The organism is Streptomyces minutiscleroticus (genome assembly GCF_014650875.1).
GTDB classification, from domain to species: domain Bacteria; phylum Actinomycetota; class Actinomycetes; order Streptomycetales; family Streptomycetaceae; genus Streptomyces; species Streptomyces minutiscleroticus.
Map to the genome: position 1 here is coordinate 82,813 of NZ_BMVU01000023.1, position 23,639 is coordinate 106,451.

The window sequence follows — 23,639 nt, forward strand, 5'->3', positions numbered from 1 at the left end:
GTCCGGAGATGCCCGAGGGGCAATTGACCCTCCAGGAGCCGCCCGTCCTCGCCGAGACGGTGCCGGACACCTCGGCGGTGTGGACCTATCTGCCCATGGCGCTGATGTCGGTGTCCATGATGCTGATGTTCCTGCGCCCCGGCGGCGGGAACGGCGTCTTCATGTACCTGGCGATGGGCGTCATGGCGCTCTCCGCCGGTGCCATGCTGCTGGGCCAGCTGATGCGCCGCTCCAGCGAGCGCAAGCAGCGCCTGAAGGGCGAACGCCGCGACTACCTGCGCTACCTCGCGCAGATCCGCAAGCGCGTCCGGGCCACCATCGTGGAGCAGCAGCGGGCGCTCGCCTGGCGCCACCCCGAGCCCGCCTCGCTGCGCTCGCTGGCCCGCACCTCGCGGCTGTGGGAGCGCCGTCCGGCCGACGAGGACTTCGGCGAGATCCGCATCGCGGTCGGCGAGCAGCAGCTGGCCCTCACCCTGAACCCGGTCTCCACCCGCCCGGTGGAGGACCTCGAACCGCTGTGCGCGCACGCCCTGCGCCGCTTCATCCGCGCCTACTCCACCATCCCCGACCAGCCCCTCGGCCTGTACCTGCGCTCCTCCGCCCGGGTCCTGCTGCGCCCCGAGGAGACTCCCGGCGAGACGTCCGGTGAGACCTCCGGCGAGGCGCGGGCCGAGGGCGGCGACCCGGCCGAGGGTCCGGGCGCCGAAGCGGTGCGCGCCCTGGTGCGCGCCATGCTCGCCCAGCTCGCGGTCTTCCACGCGCCCGAGGAGCTGTGGATCGCCCTCTGCGTCAGCGACGAGCGGCGGCCCGACTGGGAGTGGGTCAAGTGGCTGCCGCACGCCCTGGACCCGCACGAGGAGGACGGCGCCGGCCAGGTCCGCCGGATCACCGCCGACCTCACGGAGCTGGACGACCTGCTCGGCGCCGAGTTCGCCGAGCGCCCCGGCTTCGACCCGGACGCCCGCCCGGGCCGCGACGAGCCCTACACCGTCGTCGTCCTGGACGGCGTCACCGTCCCCGAGGGGCACCGCTGGGAGGGCCACGGCTACCGCAACGCCCTGATCCTCGACGCCTCCGGGGCGCTGCGCTGGCGGCCGGGCCGCAACACGCTGCGGCTGACCGTCGGCCCCGGCCGGGTGAACCTGGTGCGCACCGACCGCAGCCGCAAGGAGCGGTCCGTGCCGCTCGGCCGCCCGGACCGGCTCGGCCCGCTCGGGGCGGAGTCGCTGGCCCGGCTGCTCACCTCCCGCCGGATCAGCCTGGGCACCGACATCGCCCAGCCGCTGGAGACCGACGTCGAGCTGACCACCCTGCTCGGCATCCCCGACCTGCACCGGCACGACCCCAAGACCCTGTTCGCGCGGCACACCGGCGCCGGCCGGCTGCGGGTGCCGATCGCGGTCGGCGTGGACGGCCGGCCGGTGGACCTCGACATCAAGGAGTCCGCGCAGGGCGGCATGGGCCCGCACGGCATGCTGATCGGCGCCACCGGCTCCGGCAAGAGCGAGCTCCTGCGCACCCTCGTCCTCGGCCTCGCCCTGACCAACTCCTCCGAGACCCTCAACTTCGTCCTGGTCGACTTCAAGGGCGGCGCCACCTTCCTGGGCCTGGACGAACTGCCGCACACCTCCGCCGTCATCACCAACCTCGCCGACGAGGCCGCCCTGGTGGAGCGCATGCAGGACGCCCTGCACGGCGAGCTGATGCGCCGTCAGGAGCTGCTGCGCGCCGCGGGCAACTACACCTCCGCCCTGGAGTACGAGCGCGCCCGCGCCGGCGGCGCCCACCTCTCCCCGCTGCCCAGCCTGTTCGTGGTGGTCGACGAGTTCAGCGAGCTGCTCTCCGCCCACCGCGAGTTCATGGACCTGTTCGTGATGATCGGCCGCCTCGGCCGCTCCCTCGGGGTCCACCTGCTGCTCGCCTCGCAGCGCCTGGACGAGGGCCGCATGCACCAGCTGGAGAGCCACCTGTCGTACCGCATCGGCCTGCGGACCTTCTCCGCGATGGAGAGCCGCGGCGTGCTCGGCGTGCCGGACGCCTACCAGCTGCCCGCCGCGCCCGGCAACGGCTACCTGAAGTCAGGTGTGGAGGCCCTGACCCGGTTCCGCGCCGCCTACTCCTCCGGCACCTACCGGCGCCGCACCGGCGCGGTGGTCCAGGCCCGGGTGGCCAGCCAGGTGGTGCCGTGGACCAGCGGCTGGGTGGTGCCGCGCACCCTGGAGGCCACACCCGAACCGGAGCCGGAGACCGAGGAGACCGGCGACGAGGAGACCCTGCTCGACGTGGCCCTGGACCGGCTGCGCCACTCCGGCCCCGCCGCCCACCAGGTGTGGCTGCCGCCGCTGGACGAGCCCTCCCCGCTGGACGCCCTGCTGCCCGGCATCGCCCCCGACCCCGAGCGCGGCCTCACCGCCACCGCCTGGCCCGGCACCGGCCGGCTGCAGGTCCCGGTCGGCCTGGTGGACAAGCCCTTCGAGCAGCGCCGCGACCTGCTGACCGTGGACCTGTCCGGGGCCGGCGGCCACGTCGCCATCGCGGGCGGCTCGCAGAGCGGCAAGTCCACCCTGGCCCGCACCCTGATCGCCGCCCTCGCCCTCACCCACACCCCGGCCGAGGTGCAGTTCTACTGCCTCGACTTCGGCGGCGGCGGCCTCTCGCAGTTCGCCGGGCTCCCGCACGTCGGCGGTGTCGCGGCGCGCCTCAACCCGGAGCGGGTGCAGCGGGCCGTCGCCGAGGTGATGACGCTGCTCGCCCGCCGCGAGCAGTTCTTCGTGGACCACACCATCGACTCCATGCAGTCCTACCGGCGCCGCCGGGCCGCGGGCGAGTTCCCCGACGAGCCCTTCGGCGACGTGTTCATGGTCATCGACGGCTGGTCCACGGTCCGCCAGGACTACGACGACCTGATCCCGAAGTTCAACGAGCTCGCCGCCCGCGGCCTCAACTACGGCATCCACCTGCTCATCACCACCACCCGCTGGGTGGAGCTGTCCGCCCAGGTCCGCGACCAGTCCGCCACCCGCCTCGAACTGCGCCTCGGCGACCCGATGGACTCCGAGATCGACACCCGCAAGGCCCGCTCCGTGCCGCGCAGCGGCGGCCGCGGCATCACCGCCGACACCAAGATGCACTTCCTGGCGGGCCTGCCCCGCCTGGACGGCAGCGGCTCCCTGGAGGACCTCGGCGACGGCGTCGCCGACCTGGTCGCCGAGGTCTCCCAGAACTGGCACGGCGCCCCCGCCCCGCAGGTCCGGATGCTGCCGCACAAGCTCCCGCTCGCCGAACTCCCCGCGCCCGAGCCCACCGAGGGCGGCGGCCTGCGCCTGCCGCTCGGCATCGACCAGGACGCCCTGGAGCCGGTCTGGCACGACTTCAGCCGCACCCCGCACCTGATCGTGGTCGGCGACACCGAGAGCGGCAAGACCAACCTGCTGCGCCGCGTCACGCAGGGCATCACCGCCCGCTACGCCCCCCACGAGGCGAAGATCATCGTGGTGGACTACCGGCGCACCCTGGTCGACGCCATCCCCGAGGAGTACCGCATCGGGCACGTGATCTCCCTGGACAACCTCAAGGAGACCGTCGAGGGCGCGGCCCGCGCGATGAAGACCCGCGTGCCCGGCGCCGACATCGCCCCCGCCCGCATGCGCCAGTGCGACTGGTGGACGGGACCGCGCCTGTTCGTCCTGATCGACGACTACGACATGGTCTCCAGCAACTCCTTCCAGAGCCCCTTCGAGCCGCTCTTCGAGCACCTCACCCTCGGCTTCGAGATGGGCCTGCACGTGGTCGTCGCCCGCAGCGCGATGGGCGCGGGCCGCGCCCTCAGCGACGCCCTGCTGCGCCGGATCGACGAGGCCAACAACCCCGCGGTCCTGCTCTCCTGCCCGCCCACCGAGGGCCGCCTCTTCGGCAACGCCAAGCCCCGCAACCTCCCGCCCGGCCGGGCTCTCCACATCGCCCGCCGCAAGGCCCGGCTGATGCAGACGGCCCTGGTCGAGGAGGCGTAGGGACACAAGCGCCGACAGGACGCGAGAACGCACAAGCGCCCGGCGGGGGCCACCTCAGGTGGCCCCCGCCGGGCGCTTCGGGCATCGGCCCCTCGGGTCAGTCCTTCCCGGCCCGCGCCGGACGCCAGCCCCGGGCGCGGGCCCGGGGGAGGGCGAAGGCGACCCAGAGGACGCCGAGGACGCCGGCGGTGCCGAGCAGGGCCAGGAGCGTGGCGCGGTCCGTGGTGCGGTCGGCGTCGGAGGTGTCGCGGACGGTCACCGGCCCGGACGCGCGGTCGGCGCCGACGGAGACGGAACCGGAGCCGTCGAGGACGGTGGTGGCCGCGGCGTAGGGGTCGAGCTGGGGGATGTCGGCCGGGTAGGCGGTGGCGGTCAGCCGGTGGACGACCTCGCCGGGGGAGTCGTCGGGGCGCTCGGCGCGGACCACCGCGGCGGCCCCGGCGGCGTAGGCGGCGGCCACCGAGGCACCGGCGCCGAGGTAGTGGCCGTCGCCGCGCGGACCGCCCGAGACCACCCCGGCGCCCGGCGCGGCCAGGTCGACGCCGCCGGTGCGCAGGACGCCGTCCGGGCGGGCCCCGCTGGGCAGCATGTCGGCGACGGACAGCACGCCGGGTTCCCCGGCCGGGTAGTAGGTGCGCGACGGGATCTCGTCGGCGTCGCTCCGGGACGGCGGGTCCGGGGTGGCGGCGGCCACCACCACCGCGCCCGCGTCGAGGGCCGCGGCGACCGCGCGGCTCAGCTCCGCGTCGCGTTCCGGCAGGGCCGCTCCGACCGCGATCACCTCGGCCCCGGCGGCGGTCGCCGCGCGCACCGCCTGCGCCACGAGGGCGGCGTCGGCCTGCCCGCGCCGGTCGGTGCCGCGCAGCGCCAGGATCTCCGCCTCCGGGGCGACCCCGGTCAGGCCGTCCTCGCCGGACCCGGCGATCAGCCCGGCCAGGAAGGTGCCGTGCCCGACGCAGTCGTCACCGGCCGACCCCTGGGCGGTGACCCGGCCGTCGAGCCCGGCGGCGCCGGCGGCGACGCCGGTGTCGACCAGGGCGACGGTCACGCCCGCCCCGGTGCCGTGCCCGTGCAGCCGGTCCAGGTCCAGGCGCTGGCGCGACCAGTCCTGCTTCTCCGCCTTCTCGCGCGAGGCGGGGGTGCAGACCACCTGCTCGGCCTCCGGGTCGAGCGCGGAGGGCATGCCGGGCAGCTCCTGGCCCTTCCCGTCGGCCGCGCGGGGCCCCTGGAGGGGCTCCGCCTGGGCGGGCGCGGCCGCGGACAGCAGCAGGGCGGCGGCCAGGGCCGCGCCGGACAGCGGGCGGGCGGCCCCGCGGGCGGGCGGCCTCACCGGGCCGCCTTCGGCATGGCGGCCGTGACGTCCTCGGGGAGCAGCACGCGCAGGTCGTCCAGGGTGGGCGCGGCCAGCGAGCTGAGCCGTCCGGCCTGGCGGGTGACCATCGACTCGACCACCTGGCGGGCCAGGCGGGCGTTGCCGAAGGAGCGGTCCCGGGGCAGCGAGTCGAAGTACTCCCGCAGCAGCGGTCCGGTGCCGGGCCCGCACTCGTAGCCCATGGCGGAGGCCTGGGTCCGCACGATGGTGACCAGCTCCTCGGAGGTGTAGTCGGCGAAGCCGATCCGGCGCGGGAAGCGGGAGGCCAGACCGGGGTTGGAGGCGAGGAAGCGCTCCATCTCGTCGGTGTAGCCGGCGACGATCACGACCACCTCGTCGCGGTGGTCCTCCATCAGCTTCAGCAGCGTGTCCACGGCCTCCTGGCCGAAGTCGTTGCCGCCGCCGCGCGGGGTGAGGGTGTACGCCTCGTCGATGAAGAGCACACCGCCGCGGGCCCTGTCGAACACCTCGCGGGTCAGCTGGGCGGTGTGGCCGATGTACCGGCCGACCAGGTCGGCGCGCGCCGCCTCGACCAGCTGCCCGCGCTGCAGGATGCCGAGCTGGCTGAGGATCTCCCCGTAGAGGCGGGCGACCGTGGTCTTGCCGGTGCCTGGCGGGCCGGTGAAGACCAGGTGGTGGCTGAGCGAGGGCACCGGCAGCCCGGCGGCGGCGCGGTGGCGGGCGGTGGTGATGAGGTTGACCAGGTCGGTCACGTCGCGCTTGACCTCGGCCAGGCCGACCATGTCGCCGAGGCGGGTCAGCGGGTCGTTGTCCGGGGAGGCGTCCTCGGCGGCCTTCGCGGCGGCGGTGGCGGAGACGTCCTCCGGCAGCAGCAGCCGCAGATCGCGCTCACCGACCTGCGGCAGGGAGGCGAGCCGGACCGCCTGCCGGTCCACCATCTCCTCGAACACCCCGCGCGCCGCGCGGCCGTTGCCGAAGGTGGCGTCCCGGGGCATCGCCTCGAAGTGCGCGGCCAGCGCGTCCGCCGTGCCCTCGCCCAGCTCGTACTGGTGCTGGTTGCACATGTTCTCCATGATCGCGACCAGCTCGGGCACGGAGTAGTTCTGGAACTCCACGGTCCGCGAGAAGCGCGACGCCAGACCGGGGTTGGAGGCGAGGAACTTCTCCATCTCGTCGGTGTAGCCGGCGACGATCACGACCACGTCGTCGCGGTGGTCCTCCATCAGCTTCAGCAGCGTGTCCACCGACTCGCGGCCGAAGTCGGCGCCGCCGTGGCCGCTGTCCGCGGTCAGGGTGTACGCCTCGTCGACGAACAGCACGCCGCCGAGCGCCTGCTGGAAGGTCTCGGTGGTCTTGATCGCCGTACCGCCGACGATCTGCGCGACCAGGTCGGCGCGCGAGACCTCCACCAGGTGCCCGCTGCGCAGCGAGCCCAGCTCGGCCAGGATCGCCCCGTACAGGCGGGCGACGGTGGTCTTACCGGTACCGGGCGGACCGGTGAAGACCAGGTGCCGGCTCATCGGCGGGGCGGACATGCCGAGCTGCTCGCGGCGCTGGGCGAGCTGCGTCAGGTTGACCAGCGTGCGCACCTGCTCCTTGACGTTCTCCAGACCGATGAGCGCGTTGAGGGCGCCGAGCGGGCCGTCCTCCCGGTCCGGCGGCGGCGCGTCCGCGGCCCCGGAGCCGGCCGGGTCGGTGTTCTCGGCGCTGCCGGTGCCCCAGGCGTCCCGCTTGCCGTTGCCGGTGCTGCTCAGGCCCTCCACGGCGAGCCGCTCGCCGGGCGCCGTCTGCACCAGGCCGCCGCCCTCGTTCTCCCGGGCGGTGCAGTTCACCAGGGACACCGGCGAGGTGGACTCCACGCGGAAGCCGTCCGCGGTGCCGCCGGCGACCTCGCAGCCGTTGAGCGAGGCGAGCGCGCCCTCGCGGAGCAGGACGCCGTGGCTCTGGGGGGTGAGCACCGTCGTGCGGCTGGCGGTCAGCTCGCCGCCCCCGTCGACCACCACGCCCTCCTCGCCGGATCTCTCCACGCGGAAGTCGCGGACGGTGACGTTGCCGCCGTTCTCCACGACCAGGCCGTGCGTGGCGGTGTCGGAGACCCCGCCGCCGGCCAGGTACAGGGTGCTGCCGGAGGCCACCCGCACACCCGCGCCGTTCGGCCGGACGACCTCGCAGTCCTCGACACGGCCGCGGGCGTCCCTGGTGGCCGCGATGCCGTCGCCGGAGGGCTCTATCAGGCGGGCCCGGCGCAGCAGCGGGTTGGCGCCGCCGCGCACCGCGACCGCGGGCGAGCTGCCGATCACCTCCAGGCGGTCCAGCTCGGGCGCCGAGTCCTCCTCCAGGAGCAGTCCGGTCTCGGTGCAGTCGCGCACCGTCAGGCCGGTCAGCGCCGGGGAGGCGGCCCCGGCCACCCGCAGGGCCACGCCCTGCGCGCTGTCCACCCAGCAGTCCTCGAAGGTGCCGCGCGCCCGGTCGGTGACCACCACGCCGTGGCCGCGGGTGCGCGAGACGCGGCAGCGGCGCAGCACCGGGTCGGTGCCCGCGGCCAGGGCGATGCCGTTGCCGGAGGCGCCGGTGACCCGGACGTCCTCCAGCGTCGTACGGCCCGCGCTGCTCAGGTGCACGCCGGTGCTGGTGTCGTGCACGACGGTGCGCACCACCGACAGGGAGGAGTTCTGCTCCAGGGCGAGGGAGGGCTTGTCGGTGGAGGAGATGTCGCAGTCCTCGACGGTGCCGCGGGCCTCGCCGTTGGCCAGCAGGCCGTTGCCGCGGGCGTCGCGCACGGTGCAGCCGCGGACCCGCGCGTCGCCCTGCTCCGCGATGACCAGACCGCTGGTGCCCAGGTGCTCCAGGGTGCAGGACTCCACGGTGGTGGGCGTGGTCGAGGTGACCACGATGCCCGCGCCCTGCGGGTTGCTCACCCGGCAGTCGCGCAGCGCGAGGGAACCGGTGCCCCCCGCCAGCATCGCGGTCCAGGCGGAGCCGATGACCTCGCAGCCGTCCAGCGCGGCCTGCCCGCGCCGCACGTCCACGGCCGGCAGCTCGGGGTCGCCGCCGCGCAGGGTCAGCTCGGAGAGCATGACGGCGTCGGCGCGCAGCGCGAGCACACTGCCCGTGCGCGGCCGGATCTCCACGGTGCCCCGCCCTTCGGCGGCGGTGAGGGTGACCCGGGTGTGGATCACCAGGTTCTCCGCGTACGTCCCCGACCGGATGCTGATGAGCGCACCGGTCCGGGCCGCAGCGAGTGCCTCACCGATCGTCCGGTAGCGGTCCCGGTCCCCGGGACCGACCGTCAGTACCTGGCGCGACACGCGCGGACCTCCTTGCTTCGTCGGCGTCTTGGGCATGGCCCCCGCTCTCGCCGGGGGCCGTGTGTCGGCGAGCCGACGGTGTCATCATGCCGCGCCCGCGGCGCGGGGCGGGAAGGGGGAGCGATGGTGCGGGGGCGCCCGGTCAGACGCTCCTCCGCAGGGTGCCGGTGCCCGGGCGGTTCCCCGGCCGTGGCCGGGCCCCGCGGCCGTGACCGGCGTCCACGACGCGGACCGCACCGCCGGAGGCGGACCACCGCCTCCGCCCGCCGGCGCCGTCGCGGTCCTGTGCTCCCGCCCCCTTGCCGTCGCCGAAGCCGCCCGGTACGCCGGGGCGGCGGTCCGGGAGACGACTGCGCGGGGACACGGGGGGAACGGGGGACGGGCCCGGAGCCGAACCGGCGCACCGGCCGTCCCCGGCGCCGGACTCCGCACGCGCGGCCCGCGGGACGGGGAACTGCTGTGCCGAACGCGTCACGGAGTCCTCCCTGAGGTGCGGGGCCGGGGTCCGGTGGGGCCGCCGGTCCGGTCCGCGGCGGTGGCCCCGCCCTGAGGGCCGGTACGGTCCTCCGCGCCCGAGGAGGCGGTGTCCTCCGCCGCCGCACCGTCCTCCGCCGCGCCGTCCGGCCCGTCCACGGGACCGGGAAGGCTGTCCGCGGGAACGAGCAGGGGGGCCGCGGCCCCGGCGTTGACCAGCAGCAGGGTGCCGGTGCCGCTCACGGAACGGGCCAGCTCCCGTGCGGGAAGGGTGTCATGGTGAAGTGCCGCGGACATGAACTCGTGTTCCGGCGAGGTGAACACCGGCACCACCGGCGCCCCGTCCCGCCCGGCGGCCGTGAGGGGCCCTCCGGCCGGTCCGCGCACCACGGTGACCTCCGCCTCCGCGAGCGCCGCGAGCGCCTCGTCCACCGTGCCGTAGCCGGTGGCGGCCCGCTGCGCCGCCGCGTCCACCGGGTCGGTCGGCTCGGGCCAGCCGAGCACCCGCGCCGAGGGCCGGTACTCCGGGTTGGCGCGGTAGGTCCCGACGCCCCCGCTCTCGTCGGACCGCCACTCTCCCAGCACCGCCCACTCCGGCGGCGTGCGCTCCTCGGTCCACTCCGGGTCCACCACTCCGATCCAGTGGCCCGGAGCCCGGCGGGCGGCGGCCCGCACGGCCTCGGGTATCTCGGGGGAGTCGGCGTCCTCGTGGGCACCGGAGGCGGGCGCCTCGGGCGCGGCGGCCTGTTCCGCATCGGACAACGCGACCGGGGCGCCAGGTCTGGCCTCTTGCTGTTCTCCGGGCCGCATTTCCACCTGAACTCTTGGGTCCGTACGAATGCTCGGTGCCGAACGGCATGCTCACACGCCGACACTGATCAGTCGGGAGCCAACAGGATGCCACACGAGCCCCGTCCGTGGGCGTCCGGGCAGGGCCCGAAATCGGGCGCCCGCGTGCCCTTTCACGGTCCGGCCCGGGGACGTTCCGGGAGCAGTGAGGCGCGCCCGGACAAAGTGACGGAACGATTCAGCCGACCTTTGGCACGGGAACGGCCGGGGGCGCCGGGAGCGGTTCGTCATGTGGGACGGACGGGGCCGCCGGTGGTGGCGGCAGGGCGTTCGCCGGAGCCTATGACGACGATCCCGACAGTGTGTCCGGCGCTGCTCGGGTACAGCCTGCTGCACCCCGGATCAGGGTGCGCGCGGGAGTGAGGCCGGCGGTGCCGCGGTGCTGTTCTTGGGGCACGGAGAAAAATCTTGAGCGAAGGAGCCTCCGATGACCCTGCAGGCGCCCGGCGTCGACGTCGGACAGCCGCCGCACCAGCCGGCGGAACACCCCGGGACCGGCGTGCGGGCCCTCCTCCGCCGCCGGCCCCTCACCTCCTTCTTCACGCTGGCGTTCGCCCTGAGCTGGATCGCCTGGACCCCCTACGTCCTGTCCCGGAACGGCCTGGCGGCATGGGACCTCACCTTCCCCGGCGGGCAGCTCGGCAGCCAGCTCCTGGGCGTGCTCCCCGGCGCCTACCTCGGCCCGATCGCCTCGGCCCTGCTGGTCACCGCGGCCTGCGACGGCCGTGAGGGGCTGCGGGCCTGGCGCCGGCGGATGACCAAGTTCCGCGTCAAGTGGACCTGGTACGCCGTGGTCCTCGTCTCGGTGCCGGCCGTGCTGACCGCCGCCACCTCGGTCCTGACCGGCCGGGCCCCCGCGGTCCCGCCCGTGGCCGTCCTGGCCGCCTTCCTGCCCGGCCTGGTGCTCCAGATGGTCACGACGGGCCTCGCCGAGGAGCCCGGCTGGCGCGAGTTCGCCATGCCGCGCATGCAGGACCGGTACGGGCCGGTGACCGCGACCCTCTTCGTCGGCGTGCTGTGGGGCGCCTGGCACCTCCCCCTGTTCCTCACCGAGTGGGGAGGACCCGGGCGCGACGCCTTCACCGTGCTCGAGTTCCTGGTCACCGTCGTCGCCTTCAGCTTCGTGATGACCTGGATCTTCAACCGCACCGGCGGGAGCATGCCGGTGGTCATGCTGTCCCACGTCAGCGTCAACAACTTCGTGTCCGTGGCCTGGACGGACGTGTTCCCGGACGCCGGCCCCGGCTACTCCGGGCACGCGTTCCTGCTGGCCTCGGTGGTGGCCGCCGCCGTCGTCCTGGCCGCCACGCGCGGCCGCCTCGGACTCGCGAGCCCCACGCCCCGGTCCCACTGAGCCCACCGCCCGCGAACGACTCCGCGCGGCACGCGAGTTGGTGATTTCGGTATGGGTACGCGGCTGCTTATGATCTTGGTCATGACTGCGCAGAACTCCGAGAAGCCGCCCTCCCGCAAGCAGAGACTCCAGGAGAAGCAGCGCCGCCAGCTCTCGGTGGTCGACACCGTGGACAAGGCCGAGGGCAAGGTCCGCAAGGCGGAGGCGGAACTCGCCGTGGCCGTCGCCGAGGCGGTGCAGGTGTTCGGTGGTGAGGAGGCCGCGTCCGAAGGGCTCGACATGTCGGTCGAGGAGATCCGGCGCTTCCTCGGCATGGTGGGGGGCGAGTCGGACGACGACGGTGACGACTCCGACTCCGACGCCGACAACGAGACCGACTCAGACGCCGACGAGTCCGACAGCGCCGCCGAGGCCGAGGACAAGAAAGCGGAGCTCGTCACCGCCTAGTGCCGTGGCCCGTTCGACCGGCGGCGGTGCCGTCGCCCTGTCCGGCATCGCGGCCGCCCTCGCGCACACCGCCAAGCGGTTCCTGCGGGGTGGCTGAGGGTGAGCGAGGGCGGGTGGCGAGCCGGTCGGCGGCGCGGCGATGCGGCGTTGAGAGGTGTACGAGCGTGAGGGGCCCTGGTGGGCGGTAACCGCCCACCAGGGCCCCTCACGCGCACATGTCGTGACTGCCGTCGGCTCCGGCTAGCTCCGCCGGGCCGTCCGGGCGCGCCGGCGCAGGTACCAGCCCGCCGCCGTGAGCAGGGCGGCCGCGCCCGCCACCGTGCCGAGGGCCGCGCCGGTGGAGGCGAGGCTGCCGCCGGTGGTGCCCGTGGCGGACGTACCGGCCGTGCCGCCGCTCGCGCCGGAGGCCGAGCCGCTGCCGCCGGTCGAACCGCCGTCCGTGCCGGCCGTACCTCCGGTGCCGCCGTCCGCGCCGCCCGTACCGCCGTCCGTGTCGTCCGTGTCCACCGGGTCCTGGCCGACGAAGCCGACCGGGACCTTCACGTCCTGGGAGCGGTCGCCGGAGAGGGTGTGGTCGGCGCGGGTGGCCAGGACGCACTTGGCCTCGAAGCAGTCGGTGTACTCGTCCCGGGCGTCGACGGTCAGCTCGACCGAGAAGGTGCCGCCGTCGCCGTACGGGGTCGCCAGGTCCTCGCCGTAGTCCGGCGGGTTCGAGGAGATCCACGCCGAGCTGTGCGAGCCGCCGGTCATGTCGACGCCGCCGATGCACGGGGAGGGCAGTTCGCCCTCGCCGTTGTCGACGCAGAGGGCGACGTAGATCCCCTTCTCCACGTCGTAGCCGGAGCCGGTGACCTTCAGGGTCTGGTCCTCGGTGGCCAGGTCGTTGACCGGGGTGACGGTGAGCTTCTGGCCCTCGGCGCCGGTGACGGTCTTCGTGCCGGAGGGGCCGGACGGGTTCCCGCCGCCGTCCCCGCCGGTGCCGCCGCCCGTGCCACCGTCGTCGGGCTCCTCCACCGTGAGCGTGACGGGCGCCGTGCGGGTCCTGCCGGCCTCGTTGGCGAACTCGGCGCGGTACCGGTAGCCGTCCTGGGCCGCCCGTGCGGTGAAGGCGTACGCGTTCTCCGTCGCGCCCTCGATCGCCTTCCAGGTCTGGCCGCCGTCGGGACTGACGCTCCAGCCGACGGTGGGCTCCGGGGTGCCCTCGGCGGCGGCGACGAGGGTGACCTCGTCACCGGGCGCGACCGTCCGGTCCGTGGGGGACCGGGTGACCTTCGGGGACATCCGCAGGTCCAGCTTGGTGATCACGGCCTCGGCGGGGCCGGCGACGTAGACCGTGGTACCGCCCTTGGACACCGCCACGGTGGCCCTGCCCAGCTGGGCGTGGTTGCCCGGCAGGTCGGCCTGCCGGGCGGCCTCGGCGAAGGTGGTGGTGTCGTACACCCCGAGGTGGCCGACGTTGTCGGCGCCGCTGCCGGTGTCGCCGCTGTCCTGCCAGACGACGAAGGCGCGCCCGGTGGCGGTGTCGAAGGCGACGTCCGCGGCCCGGTCGGGGCCGGAGACGGTCTTCAGGAGCTCGGCGGCCGGGTCGTAGACCAGCACCGAGTCGCCGCTGCCCACCCAGACGTTGCCGGTGGCGGGGTCGGTCTCGGCGAAGTCGACGATCCCGGAGGGCAGGTCGGCCGTCGCGGTGACGGTGAAGGAGTCGGTGCCGGAGGTGTCGACGCGGCGCAGCAGCCCGCCGGAGCCTCCGGCGGACCAGGCGGCGTCGCGGGCCGCGTCGACGCCGAGCACGGAGCCGCCGTCGAGGGTGACCGTGCGCCGGACCGTGCCGGTGGCCGTCTCCACCTCGGAGAGCGTGGCGCCCTGTGCGACCAGGGCGGTGGCGGCCTCGGTGCCCGGGCCGACGCCGGTGACGGTGGAGCCGGTGAGCCACACGCCGGCCGCCTGCCGGTCGCCGTCCTTCGCGGTGCCGATGCCGCGCAGCGGGTAGTGGAAGACGACGCCGTCGCCGGCGAGCGGCCCGCCGAGCAGGGAGACGGCCCGGGCGGCCGGGGCGCCGTTGCTTCCGGGGGCCTGGGTGAGGTGGCTGAGGACCCTGCCGTCCGCGGGGTCGAGGGCGTACAGGCCGCGCTCGTCGACGTCGCCGGTGTCGACGACGTTCTCGGAGCCCGCGTACAGCTTCCCGGACTCCGGGTGGAGCAGGAGGTCGCGCACCTTGCCCGCCGTCGTGAACTCGGCCGACTTCACATAGCTCACGGTGCCGGGCGGCACGTCCACGCCGTCGCCGCCGTCGCCCCCGCCGGGCTCGCGGCCCTCGAAGGCGACGGGCACGCGGACGTCCTGGGAGCGGTCGCCGGCGTTGCGGTGGTCGACGCGGGTGACGACCGCGCAGGCGACCTGGGTGCAGTCCAGGCCGGTGTCCTCGGCCTTGGCCTCGATCCCGACGTCGAAGGTGCCGCCGGCGCCCCAGGTGACGGCGAGGTCGCCCTCGTGGACGTCGCCCTCGGGGACGATCCACTGGGAGGAGCCGCCGGTCCCCGTCTGGTCGGCGCCGCCGATGCAGGGGGTGGGGATGCGGCCGTCGCCGTTGTCCTTGCACAGGGCGACGTAGACGGACTTGGTCGCGTCGTAGCCGCTGCCGGTGACGCGGAGCGTCTCGCCGTCGGGGTCGAGGTTCGCGGTGGCGGAGACGGTGAGCCGCTGGCCGTTCGCGCCGAGCCCCGTCCGCGGCGTGTCGGAGGCCTGCGCGGCCGTGCCGGTGGTGACGGCGGCCGCCGCGGCGGCCACCAGGGCGGCGGCGCCGAGGAGCGCCGCGGGGCGTCTGTGCCGGGGTCGCGCCGCGCCGGACGGCGCGGGCCGGCCCGCCGCGTCGTCTCTCACGGAGTTCATGGAGGGCATGGAGGGTTCCTCACTCGTGGGTGCGCCCCGCACCCGGGGGACGCCGGAGCGGCCGGGCCCCGTGACGGGCCCGGCCGGCGGAACGGTTACCGGAAGGCGATCGGGACGTGGACGTCGTACTTGCGGTCCCCGCTGTCGAGGTGGTCGGCGCGCGTCACCACGGCGCAGTCGACGTCCTCGCCGCAGACGCTGCCGTCCTCCAGGGTGGCCTTGACGAAGACCTGCACGCTGAAGCTGCCGCCGGTGCCGAACTTGGAGGTGTTGGCGAACAGTCCGCCGAAGGTGTTGTTGACCCAGTGCGAGGCGCCGGTCGAGCCGGACTCGTCCTGGCCGCCCAGGCACGGGGTGGGCTTGGCGGCGCCCTGGGCCCCGTCGACCACGCACAGGCCGACGTAGATGCCCTGGGAGGGGTTGAAGCCGGAGCCGGAGACGGTGACGACCTGGCCGCCGGCGGACGCCGTGTCCGGCGCGGTCACCGACAGGTCGTAGGTGGTGCCGCCGTCGGTGACCGTACGGGTCGAGGTGGCGGCGGAGGCGGACCCGGCCAGGCCCAGGGTCAGGGCGGCGGAGGCGGTGACGGCGAGGCCGGCACGGGCGGCGGTGCGGGCGACGGGGACTCTCATGGGGGAGGACCTCTCATCTCGGCGAGCCGAACTTAGGTTAGGCATACCTAAATACGATCTTCAGTTGTTTGTCAATGGACGGCAAAGCCATCGACTCGCTTGCTGTGCGAGGCCGTTGGGGCATGCCGAGGAGCGGACCGTGCGGCCCGCTCCTCTCGTCGCGTACTGCTCGTCTGCGCCTTGTCCTGTACGGCGCGCTTGTGGTGCCACCGGTTCGCGCACGCCGTGTACGCGTATACGGCGTGCATGGGGTGCCACATGCACGCCCGCCGGACCGGGGCCCGGGTGCGGGTCCGGGGTTCCGGGCCCCGGTCCGGGGTTCCGGATGTCAGTCCGGGGCCGTGACCGCGAACGACGCCCTGACGGCGGCCGGCTGTCCACCGCTCACGGCGGTCAGCTCCACGGTGTGCTCGCCCGCGAAGGCGGTGGCGTACACCGGGAAGCTCCGTGTGAACCGGCCGTCGGCGCCGGCCACCGCCTGGTACCGCGTGTCGCCGTCGATCGCGACCAGGACGACCGCGTCCGGCGCGAACCCGGTGCCGGTGACCGTCTGCTCGGCGCCCGCGGCGAGGGCGGCCAGGGCCACCGCGGCGGCCGGTTCCGGGACGTCCTGACGGCCGGTCGGCTCCTCCTCGGCACCCGCGGGGGACTGCGGGGAGCCGGTGACCGGTGAGCCTTGCGGCGACTCGGCGTGCGCCGGGCCCTCGGCCCCGGCCTTCGCCTCCGTCCCGTCCCCGCCCGGCTCCGTCTCCACCGCCAGGCCGAGCTCGCCCAGCCCGTCGCCGGCCGCGAACCCGGTGCCGCTCCAGGAGGACAGCAGCTTCGCCCCCTCCTCGGTGAGCGAGGCCGCCAGCCCGGTCCAGGACCAGCCGTCCGCCCGTACGGCGGAGTCGGCGCCGGACACGGTCACGTCGGCCAGGGCCAGCTCGCGCGCCCTCCCGTCGACGACCGTACGGGCGTGCAGCACGCCCTCGTCGCCGGTCAGCCGCAGCCGCAGTCCGGCGAGGACGAGGGGCTGCGCCGCCGTACCGCCGAAGCGCGCGGTGCCGCCCAGTTCCACGTCGGCCGCGCCGTCCGCGGGGCCGGCGGCGCCCCGCACGGCCGGGAAGCGGGCCGGGCCGCCGGAGTGCCGTACGGCGGGGGCGGTGACGCCGAACGTCAGGCCCCGGTCGGCCGTCTCGCCGTCGCCCGCCGACCAGCCGACGTACCCCCCGGTCACCTGGCGCGGAAGCGACTCCCCGCCGGGCCGGTCCTGCGCGGTCGCCGTGCCCGGACAGCACAGCGCGAACAGGGCGCCGGCCGCCAGGACGACGGCGCCGGGTCTCTTCGCCATCTTCGGTTCTCCTCGGTCTTCCCTCTGGGGCGTGAGGTCGTCTCGGCCGACCTGGTGTATGTCGGCCGGTATCGCCTGGTGCCGGGTGGTGCCGGCGGGTGCCGGGTGGTGTCGCCTGGTGTCAGTCCGCGGGCGGGGCGCCCGCGCGGCGTCGGCGCGCCCAGAACCAGGCGCCGGCCCCGGCCGCGACCAGTCCGGCGGCGGTGAGCCCCACGGGCAGCGCGAGGTCGGAGCCGGTGCTCGCCATGGAGCCGTCCGCCGCGGTGCCGGAGGGCGTGGCGGAGCCGCTGCCGCCGGTCGGTCCCGTTCCGCCGGTGGAGCCCGTCGGGCCCGCCCCGGCCGTCGCGCTCGATCCGGGCGTCGCCGACGCGTCGGAGTCGCCGCTCTGTGCACCCGAGCCGAACGTCACGGGGATGCGGACCGTCTGGCTCTGGTCCCCGCCCCGTGTGTGGTCGTTGCGCGTGATGACGGCGCAGCGCACGCCGGAGGCGGTGCAGTCGGTGGTGGCGTCCTTGGCGCGCACCTTGATCTTGACGCTGAAGGTGCCCTCGTGGCCGCTGCCGCCGTAGGGCTTCGCCAGTCCCTCGCCGTAGGAGGGCGGGTCGGACGAGATCCACGCGGACGCGCCGGACTCGCCGGACATGTCGACGCCGCCGACGCAGGGCGTGGGCGTCTTCCCGGCGCCGTTGTCGACGCAGAAGGCGACGTAGATGCCCTTCTCGGTGTTGTATCCGGAGCCGGTCACGGTGACCGTCTCGCCCGCCGCGGCCAGGCCCGCGGACTTGGACACGGTGAGCTTCTGGCCCTCGGGGCCCGTCGCCGTGCCGCCCGCGGCCACCGCCGGTGACGCGGCCGGGAGCAGCAGGGCGGACGCCGCCGCGACCGCGAGGAAACAACCAACTCGGCGGCTACGCAGGCCACTTGCCGAGGTCATGGAACACCCCCACCACGCGAAACTAAGGAAAGCCTAACCTAAACTATTGGTCAACTGTGTGCCAGACGACCGGGACGAGCGGAAGGAAGAGCCATGCGCGCATCGGGGAGGGGCCGGCCCGGAGGGGACCGGCCCGCAGAGCGCTCGTCCGAGGGGCCTTCGGCCCGGAGGCGTACGTCCTGGGGGCGTACGTCCCAGGGGCGTCCGCCCGGGGACCGGACACCCGGAGGCCGCCTGCTCGGTGGCCGTCTGCGCGGGGGGCGTCCGTCCGGAGGGCGCCTCGCCGCCCTCGGGCTGGCCCTCGCGCTGCTGACGGGAGCCTGCGGAAGCGGCGGTACGGGTACGGGGGCGGGCGGAGCCGCGGACGCCACGCCGGCGTCCGCGAGCGAACGGGCCGCCGCGGCGGAGAAGCAGCTGGCGAAGAACTCCGTCGTCCCGCTCGGGGGGAAGGCGCCCACGCCTGAGCTGCCGGTCACCGTGGACTCCTCCGACGGGCGCCGGGTCACGGTGCGGGACGCCTCGCGGATCCTGCCGCTCAACGGGGGCGTGGCGGAGATCGTGTTCACGCTCGGCCTCGGCGACCGGGTCGTGGGCCGGGACGTCACGGCCACCTTCGAGGAGGCGAAGAAGCTCCCCCAGGTCACCAAGGCGCACGACGTGAGTGCGGAGAGCGTGCTGTCGCTGCGGCCGAGCGTGGTGCTCGCCGACACCGACACCGGGCCCAAGGAGGCCGTGGAGCAGATCCGCGACGCCGGGATCCCCGTCGTCGTCCTCGACCCCGCGACGAAGCTGTCCGACGTCACGACCCGCACCACCCGCATCGCCGAGGCGCTCGGGGTGCCGGAGGCCGGCGAGGCGCTCGACAAGCGCATGGACGAGGAACTGGCGGCGGCCCGCGCGGGCGTCCCCGAGGGCAGCAGGCCCAAGGTGGCCTTCCTCTACATGCGCGGCAGCGCGGCCGTCTACCTGATCGGCGGCGAGGGCTCCGGCGCCGACTCGCTGCTGGAGGCGGCGGGCGCGGTGGACGCGGGCACGGCGGCGGGCCTGGACAAGCCGTTCACGCCGATCACCACCGAGGCGCTGGCCGCGGCGCAGCCGGACGTCATCCTGATGATGACCAAGGGCCTGGAGTCGGTCGGCGGCCTCGACGAACTCCTGAAGATCCCGGGTATCGCGCAGACCCCGGCCGGCATGAACCGCCGGGTCGTCGACATGGAGGACGGCGTCCTGCTCGGCTTCGGCCCGCGCACACCGCTCGTCATCGACATCCTGGTGGACCGCATCCACCGGGAGTAGGTCCTTCCGGGGCCGTGGGTCCACGGCTCCCCGCCGCCCCTCCAGGAAGGGGCGGCGGGGCCCGCTGCCTAGGAGAGGTGGTTGTCGCGGAGGGTCGGCGTGGAACTGTGCACGGTGGCGGCGTTGTAGGCGGCTCGGTCGCTCTGCGCCTGCAGGCGCCTGGCCTGCTCGACGAGGAGGCCGTCGGCGTTCTCGGTGACGGTGCCCCTACGCCGTACGAGTCTGACGGAGAGGAAGGCCACGACCACGGCCATGCCTCCGAACAGGACACCCAACTCGACCATCGGACCTCCCCGTCGTACGCGCCTCCGTCATGCGCGCCTCCGCCGTGCGCGTCGTCACCACTCGGCTCTCCTGTCCCAGGGTAGTGATCGGCCCGGCTACGGCCCAGGGCCGGTGCGACGACCGCACCGCGCCCCTGCCTGTCCGTGGCTGTGGCTGCGGCAGCCGCAGCCACGAAGGTCACTCGCCGGAACCGCCCACCCCGCCGGACCCGGCGCGTCCGGCGCGCCCGCGGCCGGTGAACCGCTTCAGCAGCGGCCACGCCAGGATCAGCAGGACCACGACGTACACCGTCACCGAGAAGGGCGTGTCGACCAGCCCGGTGACGCTGCCGTCGCTGATCTGCAGGGCGCGCCGCAGCTGCTGCTCGGCGTTGGGGCCGAGGATGACGCCGATGACGGCGGGCAGCACCGGCAGCCCGTAACGCCGCATGCCGAACCCGATCAGACCGATGAACAGCAGGATGACCAGGTCCACGACCTCGCCGCCGACCGCGTAGGCGCCGACGGCCGCGAAGAACAGGATGCCCGCGTACAGGTAGGGGCGCGGGATGCGCAGCAGCTTCGCCCACAGGGGCGCGAGCGGCAGGTTGAGCGCGAGCAGCAGCACCATGCCGACGAAGAGGGAGGCGATCAGGCCCCACACCAGGTCGGGTTCGCGCTCGAAGAGGAGGGGGCCGGGCTGGATGCCGTACTGCTGGAAGGCGGCCAGCATGACCGCCGCGACCGCCGTCGTGGGCAGGCCGAGGGTCAGCATGGACACCAGCGTGCCCGCCGCGGAGGCCGACGCGGCCGACTCCGGGCCCGCGACGCCCTCGATCGCCCCCTTGCCCCACTCGTCCTTGTGCTTGGAGAGGCGCTTCTCGGTGACGTAGGACAGGAAGGTGGGGATCTCGGCGCCGCCCGCGGGGATCGCGCCGAACGGGAAGCCGATGAACGGGCCGCGCAGCCACGACTTCCAGGTCCGCCGCACGTCGCCCCGGTCGAGCCAGGGGCGGCCCACCGGGATGGGCCTGCCCGAGGTGCGCCGCAGGTGGGCGGCGACCCACAGGGCCTCGCCGATCGCGAAGAGGCCGACCGCGACGATCACCACGTCGACACCGTCGGCGAGCTGGAGCGAGCCGAACGTCAGCCGCTGCTGCCCGGTCATCTGGTCCAGGCCCACCAGGCCGAGCGTGAGCCCGATGAGGAGGGAGGCCAGACCGCGGATCCGGGACGCGCCGAGGACCGACGTCACCGCGATGAACGCGAGCACCATGATGGCGAAGTAGTCGGGCGCGCCGATGTCCACGGCGAGGTCGGCCACCGCCGGGGCGAGCGCCACGAGCAGGATCGTGCCGATCATGCCGCCCGCGAAGTGGCCGACGGCGGCCGCCGCCAGCGCCTGCGCGCCGCGCCCGGCCTTGGCCATGGGGTTGCCCTCCATGGCGGCGACCACGGCGGCGCTCTCGCCCGGGGTGTTGAGCAGGATCGACGTCGTCGAACCGCCGAACATCGCGCCGTAGTAGATGCCCGCGAACATGATGAACGCGCCGGTGGGCTCGAGCCCGTACGTCACCGGCAGCAGCAGCGCGACCGCCATGGCGGGGCCGATGCCCGGCAGGACGCCGATCGCGGTGCCCAGGAGCACGCCGAGGACGGCCCACAGCAGGTTGACGGGGGTGAGGGCGGTGGCGAAGCCGTCGAGGAGGGAGGAGAGGGCGTCCATGTCACAGCACTCCCATCAGCGGGCCGCCGGGCAGCGGCACCCCGAGCAGCTTGTCGAAGACGGCGTAGGTGAGGAACGAGAGCACGGCGGCGATCAGCGGGTCGCGATCGTGGTGGCGGCTGCCGAGGGCGAAGGCGGCCCCCCAGAAGAGGAGGGCGCCGGCCACGGGGAAGCCGAGCGGTTCGATGAGGACCGCCGTGGCGAGGAAGACCCCGGCGAGCAGCAGCACCGTGCGCCAGTCCGCCGGTTCGGACAGGTCGACGTCCTCGCCGGACTCGGCCTCGCCCCGGCCGCCGCGCAGCACGTCGACGGCGAGCAGGACGGCCACGGCCAGCAGCCCGGCGCCGACCACGAGCGGCACGGTCCGCGGTCCGACCGGGCCGCGCTGGGCGATGTCGACGTCCATGGTCAGCACGTCGGTGAGGACGAGGACGCCGAGGGCCAGCAGCAGGACGCAGACGCCGAGTTCGGAGTGGTCGCGCAGCCACGAGCGGCGCTCGGCCGCGCCGTCCGGGGTGCCGGCGGGGGCGCCGCCGGGGGAGGCGGCGAGGGTTTCGGCCGACGGGGCGTCAGGTCGGTTCGTCACAGGCCCAGCTCCTTCAGTACCTTCACCACGCGCGCGTCCTGGGCCTCCAGGAACGCGCCGAACTCGTCACCGGTCAGGAAGGCGTCGTCCCAGCCGTTCTGCTTCATGGACTCGCGCCACTCGTCCGAGTCGTGCAGCTCCTCGAAGAGCCGGGTCAGCTTGGAGCGCTCGGCGTCGGAGAGGCCGGGCGGGGCGACGACGCCGCGCCAGTTGGTGAAGTCGACGTCGTAGCCGGCCTCGCGCAGGGTGGGCGCGTCGAGCCCGTCGACGCGCTCGGGCCCGGTGACGGCGAGCAGCCGCAGCTCGCCCGCCTTGATCTGGTCGAGGTACTCGCCGACTCCGGAGACGCCGAAGGCGACCTTGTTGCCGAGGATCGACGCGAGCAGCTCGCCGCCGCCGTCGAAGGGAACGTAGTTCACCTGCTTCGGGGCGATACCGGCGGCCTCCGCCATCAGCATGGGCGCGAGGTGGTCCGGACCGCCGGGCGACGAACCGCCGCCGACCGGCAGTTTGCCCGGCGTCCTCTTCCAGGCGTCGACGAGCTGGCCGATGGTCTCGTACGGGGAGTCCTTGGCGACCACGACGACGTCCGGCTCCTCGGTGAGCCGGGCGATCGGGGTGGTGTCGGACAGTGTCTTCGGCGAGTGGTTGGAGCGCGCCGCGCCCACCACGCCGAGGCCCATGGACATCGCGAGCTTGCCGTTGCCGTGCTCGCTCACCAGCCGGGTGAGCCCGACGGTGCCGCCCGCGCCCGGCAGGTTGAACACCTCGATGTTGTGGGTGAGCCCGGCGTCCTCGGCGTTCTTGGCGGCCGTGCGGGCCGTGATGTCGTAGCCGCCGCCCGGGGTGTTGGGCACCATGAGGCGCAGGCCGGGGATCTGGGTGCCGGTCTCGGAGCCGCTGCCCGTGGTGAGCAGCGGTGGCCCCGCGAGCACGAGTACGGCGGCCCCGAACAGGGCCAGGGGGGTGCGCAGGCGCACGTGAGTCACCACCTGTCGAGTCGATACGTCGTTGTGCCGATTCGTACGGAGAATGCGCAGCGCACGCGGAGCAGGACCACAGGGAGCACCGCGATGAGGCCGCCCCACATGCTGCCCACGCGTCGACGGCCTGACCCTCTTTCGCAACAAACAAAGGTTGCGGTCTTTGTGGTCACGGGGATCGGCGCACGGACACGGGCCGCCGCACGGCATCGGGCGGGAGTCCGGAAGGGCAACGGTGGAGGCGCACGACGAGACGCCGTTCACCGGTGACAGCGTGTGGCCCGGCACCATGGAGGAGATCGCCGCGGGCATGTGGTCCTGACCCGGCGGAAAGCCGCAGGGCGGCACGGCAGGTGGTGTGCCACGCGGTCAGCCGTGTCGGCGAGGCGTTGAACGCCTCCACGCGGGTGCCGACGGACAGGTCCGGCTCCGTACGCCCGGAGGGCACGTCCTGCACTCCGCCGTCGGGTCGTACGCAGAGGTGGGCCGGACGGTGCCGGTACGAATCCCATGGGGGAACCGCACGCAGCGGGGAAGCCGTACGCGGTGGGGGAAATTGCACGCGGCAGAGCGACGGCCGGGCGCAGAGCTTTCGATCGCGCGCGAGCGGCCTCGGCGGGCGGCGTCGGGGCTGCCCCGCAGCGTCCGGGTCGCCGCACCGTTCCGGCCAAAGGGCCGAACGGGTGCGCTACATTTTGCATTCCCTTGACCACGGTCGGTCTCGCGACCCCACACCATGGAGCCGGCACCTCATGAGCGACATCGTCAACGGACTCGGCAGAGCCACCGCCTACGGCGCGCTGGGCCTGGTCCTGCTGATCCTCGGCATCGTCCTGGTGGACCTGCTGACGCCCGGAAAGCTCGGCCGGCAGATATGGGAGGAGCGCAACCGCAACGCCGCCGTCCTGCTCAGCTCCGCGCTGCTCGGTATCGGCGGCATCGTGTTCACCTCCATCTGGACGACGTACGAGGACTTCGGCAAGGGCCTGGTGTCGACCGCGTGCTTCGGTCTGCTGGGGCTGGTGATGATGGCCCTGGCGTTCCTGGTGGTGGACCTGGTCACGCCCGGGCGCCTGGGCGCGACGCTGGTCGAGCCGGAGCCGCACCCCGCGGTCTGGGTGACGGCGTCCTGCAACCTCGCGGTGTCCGCCATCGTCTCGGCGTCGATCGCCTGACACCGTCCGATGCCGTCGGACGCCGTCCGGCACCGTCGTCCGACGGC

General features: G+C 74.4%; 17 protein-coding genes. 6 read left to right on the forward strand and 11 right to left on the reverse strand.

Going from position 1 to position 23,639, the window contains the following annotated elements:
- Positions 1–8: 8 nt before the first annotated feature.
- Positions 9–4,010, forward strand: a complete 4,002-nt coding sequence (eccCa, locus tag IE271_RS22045) for a type VII secretion protein EccCa (protein WP_190192117.1) — start codon at positions 9–11, stop codon at positions 4,008–4,010.
- 97 nt (positions 4,011–4,107) lie between these two features.
- Here the strand turns inward: eccCa and IE271_RS22050 are convergent, their stop codons facing one another.
- The 3 genes from IE271_RS22050 to IE271_RS22060 all read right to left on the reverse strand — a co-directional run bounded on the left by IE271_RS22050 (position 4,108) and on the right by IE271_RS22060 (position 9,935).
- Positions 4,108–5,340 carry a S8 family serine peptidase gene (locus IE271_RS22050; RefSeq protein WP_190192118.1) on the reverse strand — a complete coding sequence of 411 codons (1,233 nt, stop codon included), beginning with the start codon at positions 5,338–5,340 and terminating at the stop codon, positions 4,108–4,110.
- Entirely contained in the window at positions 5,337–8,651 is a 3,315-nt protein-coding gene (locus IE271_RS22055) for a right-handed parallel beta-helix repeat-containing protein (protein WP_190192119.1), read from the reverse strand. The genes IE271_RS22050 and IE271_RS22055 overlap by 4 nt, the downstream gene beginning before the upstream one ends.
- Positions 8,652–9,122: 471 nt before the next feature.
- Positions 9,123–9,935 carry a type VII secretion system-associated protein gene (locus IE271_RS22060; RefSeq protein ID WP_190192120.1) on the reverse strand — a complete coding sequence of 271 codons (813 nt, stop codon included), beginning with the start codon at positions 9,933–9,935 and terminating at the stop codon, positions 9,123–9,125.
- Between the two features lie 466 nt (positions 9,936–10,401).
- Here IE271_RS22060 and IE271_RS22065 point away from each other — a divergent pair, with 466 nt between their 5' ends.
- A complete protein-coding gene (locus tag IE271_RS22065) occupies positions 10,402–11,328 on the forward strand; it encodes a CPBP family intramembrane glutamic endopeptidase (protein WP_190192121.1) in 927 nt (308 codons plus the stop codon).
- A gap of 81 nt (positions 11,329–11,409) precedes the next feature.
- Entirely contained in the window at positions 11,410–11,775 is a 366-nt protein-coding gene (locus tag IE271_RS22070; protein WP_229919484.1) for a hypothetical protein, read from the forward strand.
- Positions 11,776–12,015: 240 nt separating this feature from the next.
- Here IE271_RS22070 and IE271_RS22075 read toward each other — a convergent pair whose 3' ends face one another.
- From IE271_RS22075 to IE271_RS22090, 4 genes are all read right to left on the reverse strand, one after another.
- The gene (locus IE271_RS22075; protein ID WP_190192123.1) at positions 12,016–14,664 is read right to left on the reverse strand and encodes an immunoglobulin domain-containing protein; all 2,649 of its coding nucleotides are present in this window, start codon (positions 14,662–14,664) and stop codon (positions 12,016–12,018) included.
- 95 nt (positions 14,665–14,759) lie between these two features.
- Positions 14,760–15,296, reverse strand: coding sequence for a hypothetical protein (locus IE271_RS22080; protein WP_190192124.1), 537 nt, complete (start codon positions 15,294–15,296; stop codon positions 14,760–14,762).
- Positions 15,297–15,624: 328 nt separating this feature from the next.
- Positions 15,625–16,629, reverse strand: coding sequence for an HtaA domain-containing protein (locus IE271_RS22085; protein ID WP_190192125.1), 1,005 nt, complete (start codon positions 16,627–16,629; stop codon positions 15,625–15,627).
- Positions 16,630–16,750: 121 nt separating this feature from the next.
- Positions 16,751–17,563 carry a neocarzinostatin apoprotein domain-containing protein gene (locus IE271_RS22090; protein ID WP_229919485.1) on the reverse strand — a complete coding sequence of 271 codons (813 nt, stop codon included), beginning with the start codon at positions 17,561–17,563 and terminating at the stop codon, positions 16,751–16,753.
- Positions 17,564–17,656: 93 nt separating this feature from the next.
- Between IE271_RS22090 and IE271_RS22095 the strand changes: the two genes are divergently transcribed.
- Positions 17,657–18,859, forward strand: a complete 1,203-nt coding sequence (locus IE271_RS22095; RefSeq protein WP_229919486.1) for a heme/hemin ABC transporter substrate-binding protein — start codon at positions 17,657–17,659, stop codon at positions 18,857–18,859.
- Between the two features lie 68 nt (positions 18,860–18,927).
- On the opposite strand, the gene IE271_RS22100 is transcribed toward IE271_RS22095, so the two are convergent.
- The 4 genes from IE271_RS22100 to IE271_RS22115 all read right to left on the reverse strand — a co-directional run bounded on the left by IE271_RS22100 (position 18,928) and on the right by IE271_RS22115 (position 22,414).
- Positions 18,928–19,143 (reverse strand): hypothetical protein, encoded by a 216-nt coding sequence (locus IE271_RS22100; protein WP_190192126.1) that lies wholly within the window; start codon positions 19,141–19,143, stop codon positions 18,928–18,930.
- A gap of 178 nt (positions 19,144–19,321) precedes the next feature.
- The gene (locus tag IE271_RS22105) at positions 19,322–20,848 is read right to left on the reverse strand and encodes a tripartite tricarboxylate transporter permease (protein WP_190192127.1); all 1,527 of its coding nucleotides are present in this window, start codon (positions 20,846–20,848) and stop codon (positions 19,322–19,324) included.
- A gap of 1 nt (position 20,849) precedes the next feature.
- On the reverse strand, positions 20,850–21,332 hold the full coding sequence (locus tag IE271_RS22110; RefSeq protein WP_190192155.1) for a tripartite tricarboxylate transporter TctB family protein: 483 nt from the start codon (positions 21,330–21,332) through the stop codon (positions 20,850–20,852).
- Between the two features lie 98 nt (positions 21,333–21,430).
- The gene (locus tag IE271_RS22115; RefSeq protein ID WP_190192154.1) at positions 21,431–22,414 is read right to left on the reverse strand and encodes a Bug family tripartite tricarboxylate transporter substrate binding protein; all 984 of its coding nucleotides are present in this window, start codon (positions 22,412–22,414) and stop codon (positions 21,431–21,433) included.
- Between the two features lie 166 nt (positions 22,415–22,580).
- Here IE271_RS22115 and IE271_RS22120 point away from each other — a divergent pair, with 166 nt between their 5' ends.
- Positions 22,581–22,739 (forward strand): hypothetical protein, encoded by a 159-nt coding sequence (locus IE271_RS22120; RefSeq protein WP_190192128.1) that lies wholly within the window; start codon positions 22,581–22,583, stop codon positions 22,737–22,739.
- A 430-nt stretch (positions 22,740–23,169) separates the two neighbouring features.
- Positions 23,170–23,592 (forward strand): DUF350 domain-containing protein, encoded by a 423-nt coding sequence (locus tag IE271_RS22125; RefSeq protein ID WP_190192129.1) that lies wholly within the window; start codon positions 23,170–23,172, stop codon positions 23,590–23,592.
- Positions 23,593–23,639 lie beyond the last annotated feature (47 nt).

What these genes read in the sequence shown, in the direction of transcription:
- IE271_RS22100 (WP_190192126.1), bottom strand. Translation starts at nt 19,143, where the DNA reads ATGGTCGAGTTGGGTGTCCTGTTCGGAGGCATGGCCGTGGTCGTGGCC.
- IE271_RS22125 (WP_190192129.1), top strand. Translation starts at nt 23,170, where the DNA reads ATGAGCGACATCGTCAACGGACTCGGCAGAGCCACCGCCTACGGCGCG.
- IE271_RS22105 (WP_190192127.1), bottom strand. Translation starts at nt 20,848, where the DNA reads ATGGACGCCCTCTCCTCCCTCCTCGACGGCTTCGCCACCGCCCTCACC.
- IE271_RS22095 (WP_229919486.1), top strand. Translation starts at nt 17,657, where the DNA reads ATGCGCGCATCGGGGAGGGGCCGGCCCGGAGGGGACCGGCCCGCAGAG.
- eccCa (WP_190192117.1), top strand. Translation starts at nt 9, where the DNA reads ATGCCCGAGGGGCAATTGACCCTCCAGGAGCCGCCCGTCCTCGCCGAG.
- IE271_RS22080 (WP_190192124.1), bottom strand. Translation starts at nt 15,296, where the DNA reads ATGAGAGTCCCCGTCGCCCGCACCGCCGCCCGTGCCGGCCTCGCCGTC.
- IE271_RS22065 (WP_190192121.1), top strand. Translation starts at nt 10,402, where the DNA reads ATGACCCTGCAGGCGCCCGGCGTCGACGTCGGACAGCCGCCGCACCAG.
- IE271_RS22060 (WP_190192120.1), bottom strand. Translation starts at nt 9,935, where the DNA reads ATGCGGCCCGGAGAACAGCAAGAGGCCAGACCTGGCGCCCCGGTCGCG.
- IE271_RS22085 (WP_190192125.1), bottom strand. Translation starts at nt 16,629, where the DNA reads ATGGCGAAGAGACCCGGCGCCGTCGTCCTGGCGGCCGGCGCCCTGTTC.
- IE271_RS22070 (WP_229919484.1), top strand. Translation starts at nt 11,410, where the DNA reads ATGACTGCGCAGAACTCCGAGAAGCCGCCCTCCCGCAAGCAGAGACTC.
- IE271_RS22075 (WP_190192123.1), bottom strand. Translation starts at nt 14,664, where the DNA reads ATGAACTCCGTGAGAGACGACGCGGCGGGCCGGCCCGCGCCGTCCGGC.
- IE271_RS22090 (WP_229919485.1), bottom strand. Translation starts at nt 17,563, where the DNA reads ATGACCTCGGCAAGTGGCCTGCGTAGCCGCCGAGTTGGTTGTTTCCTC.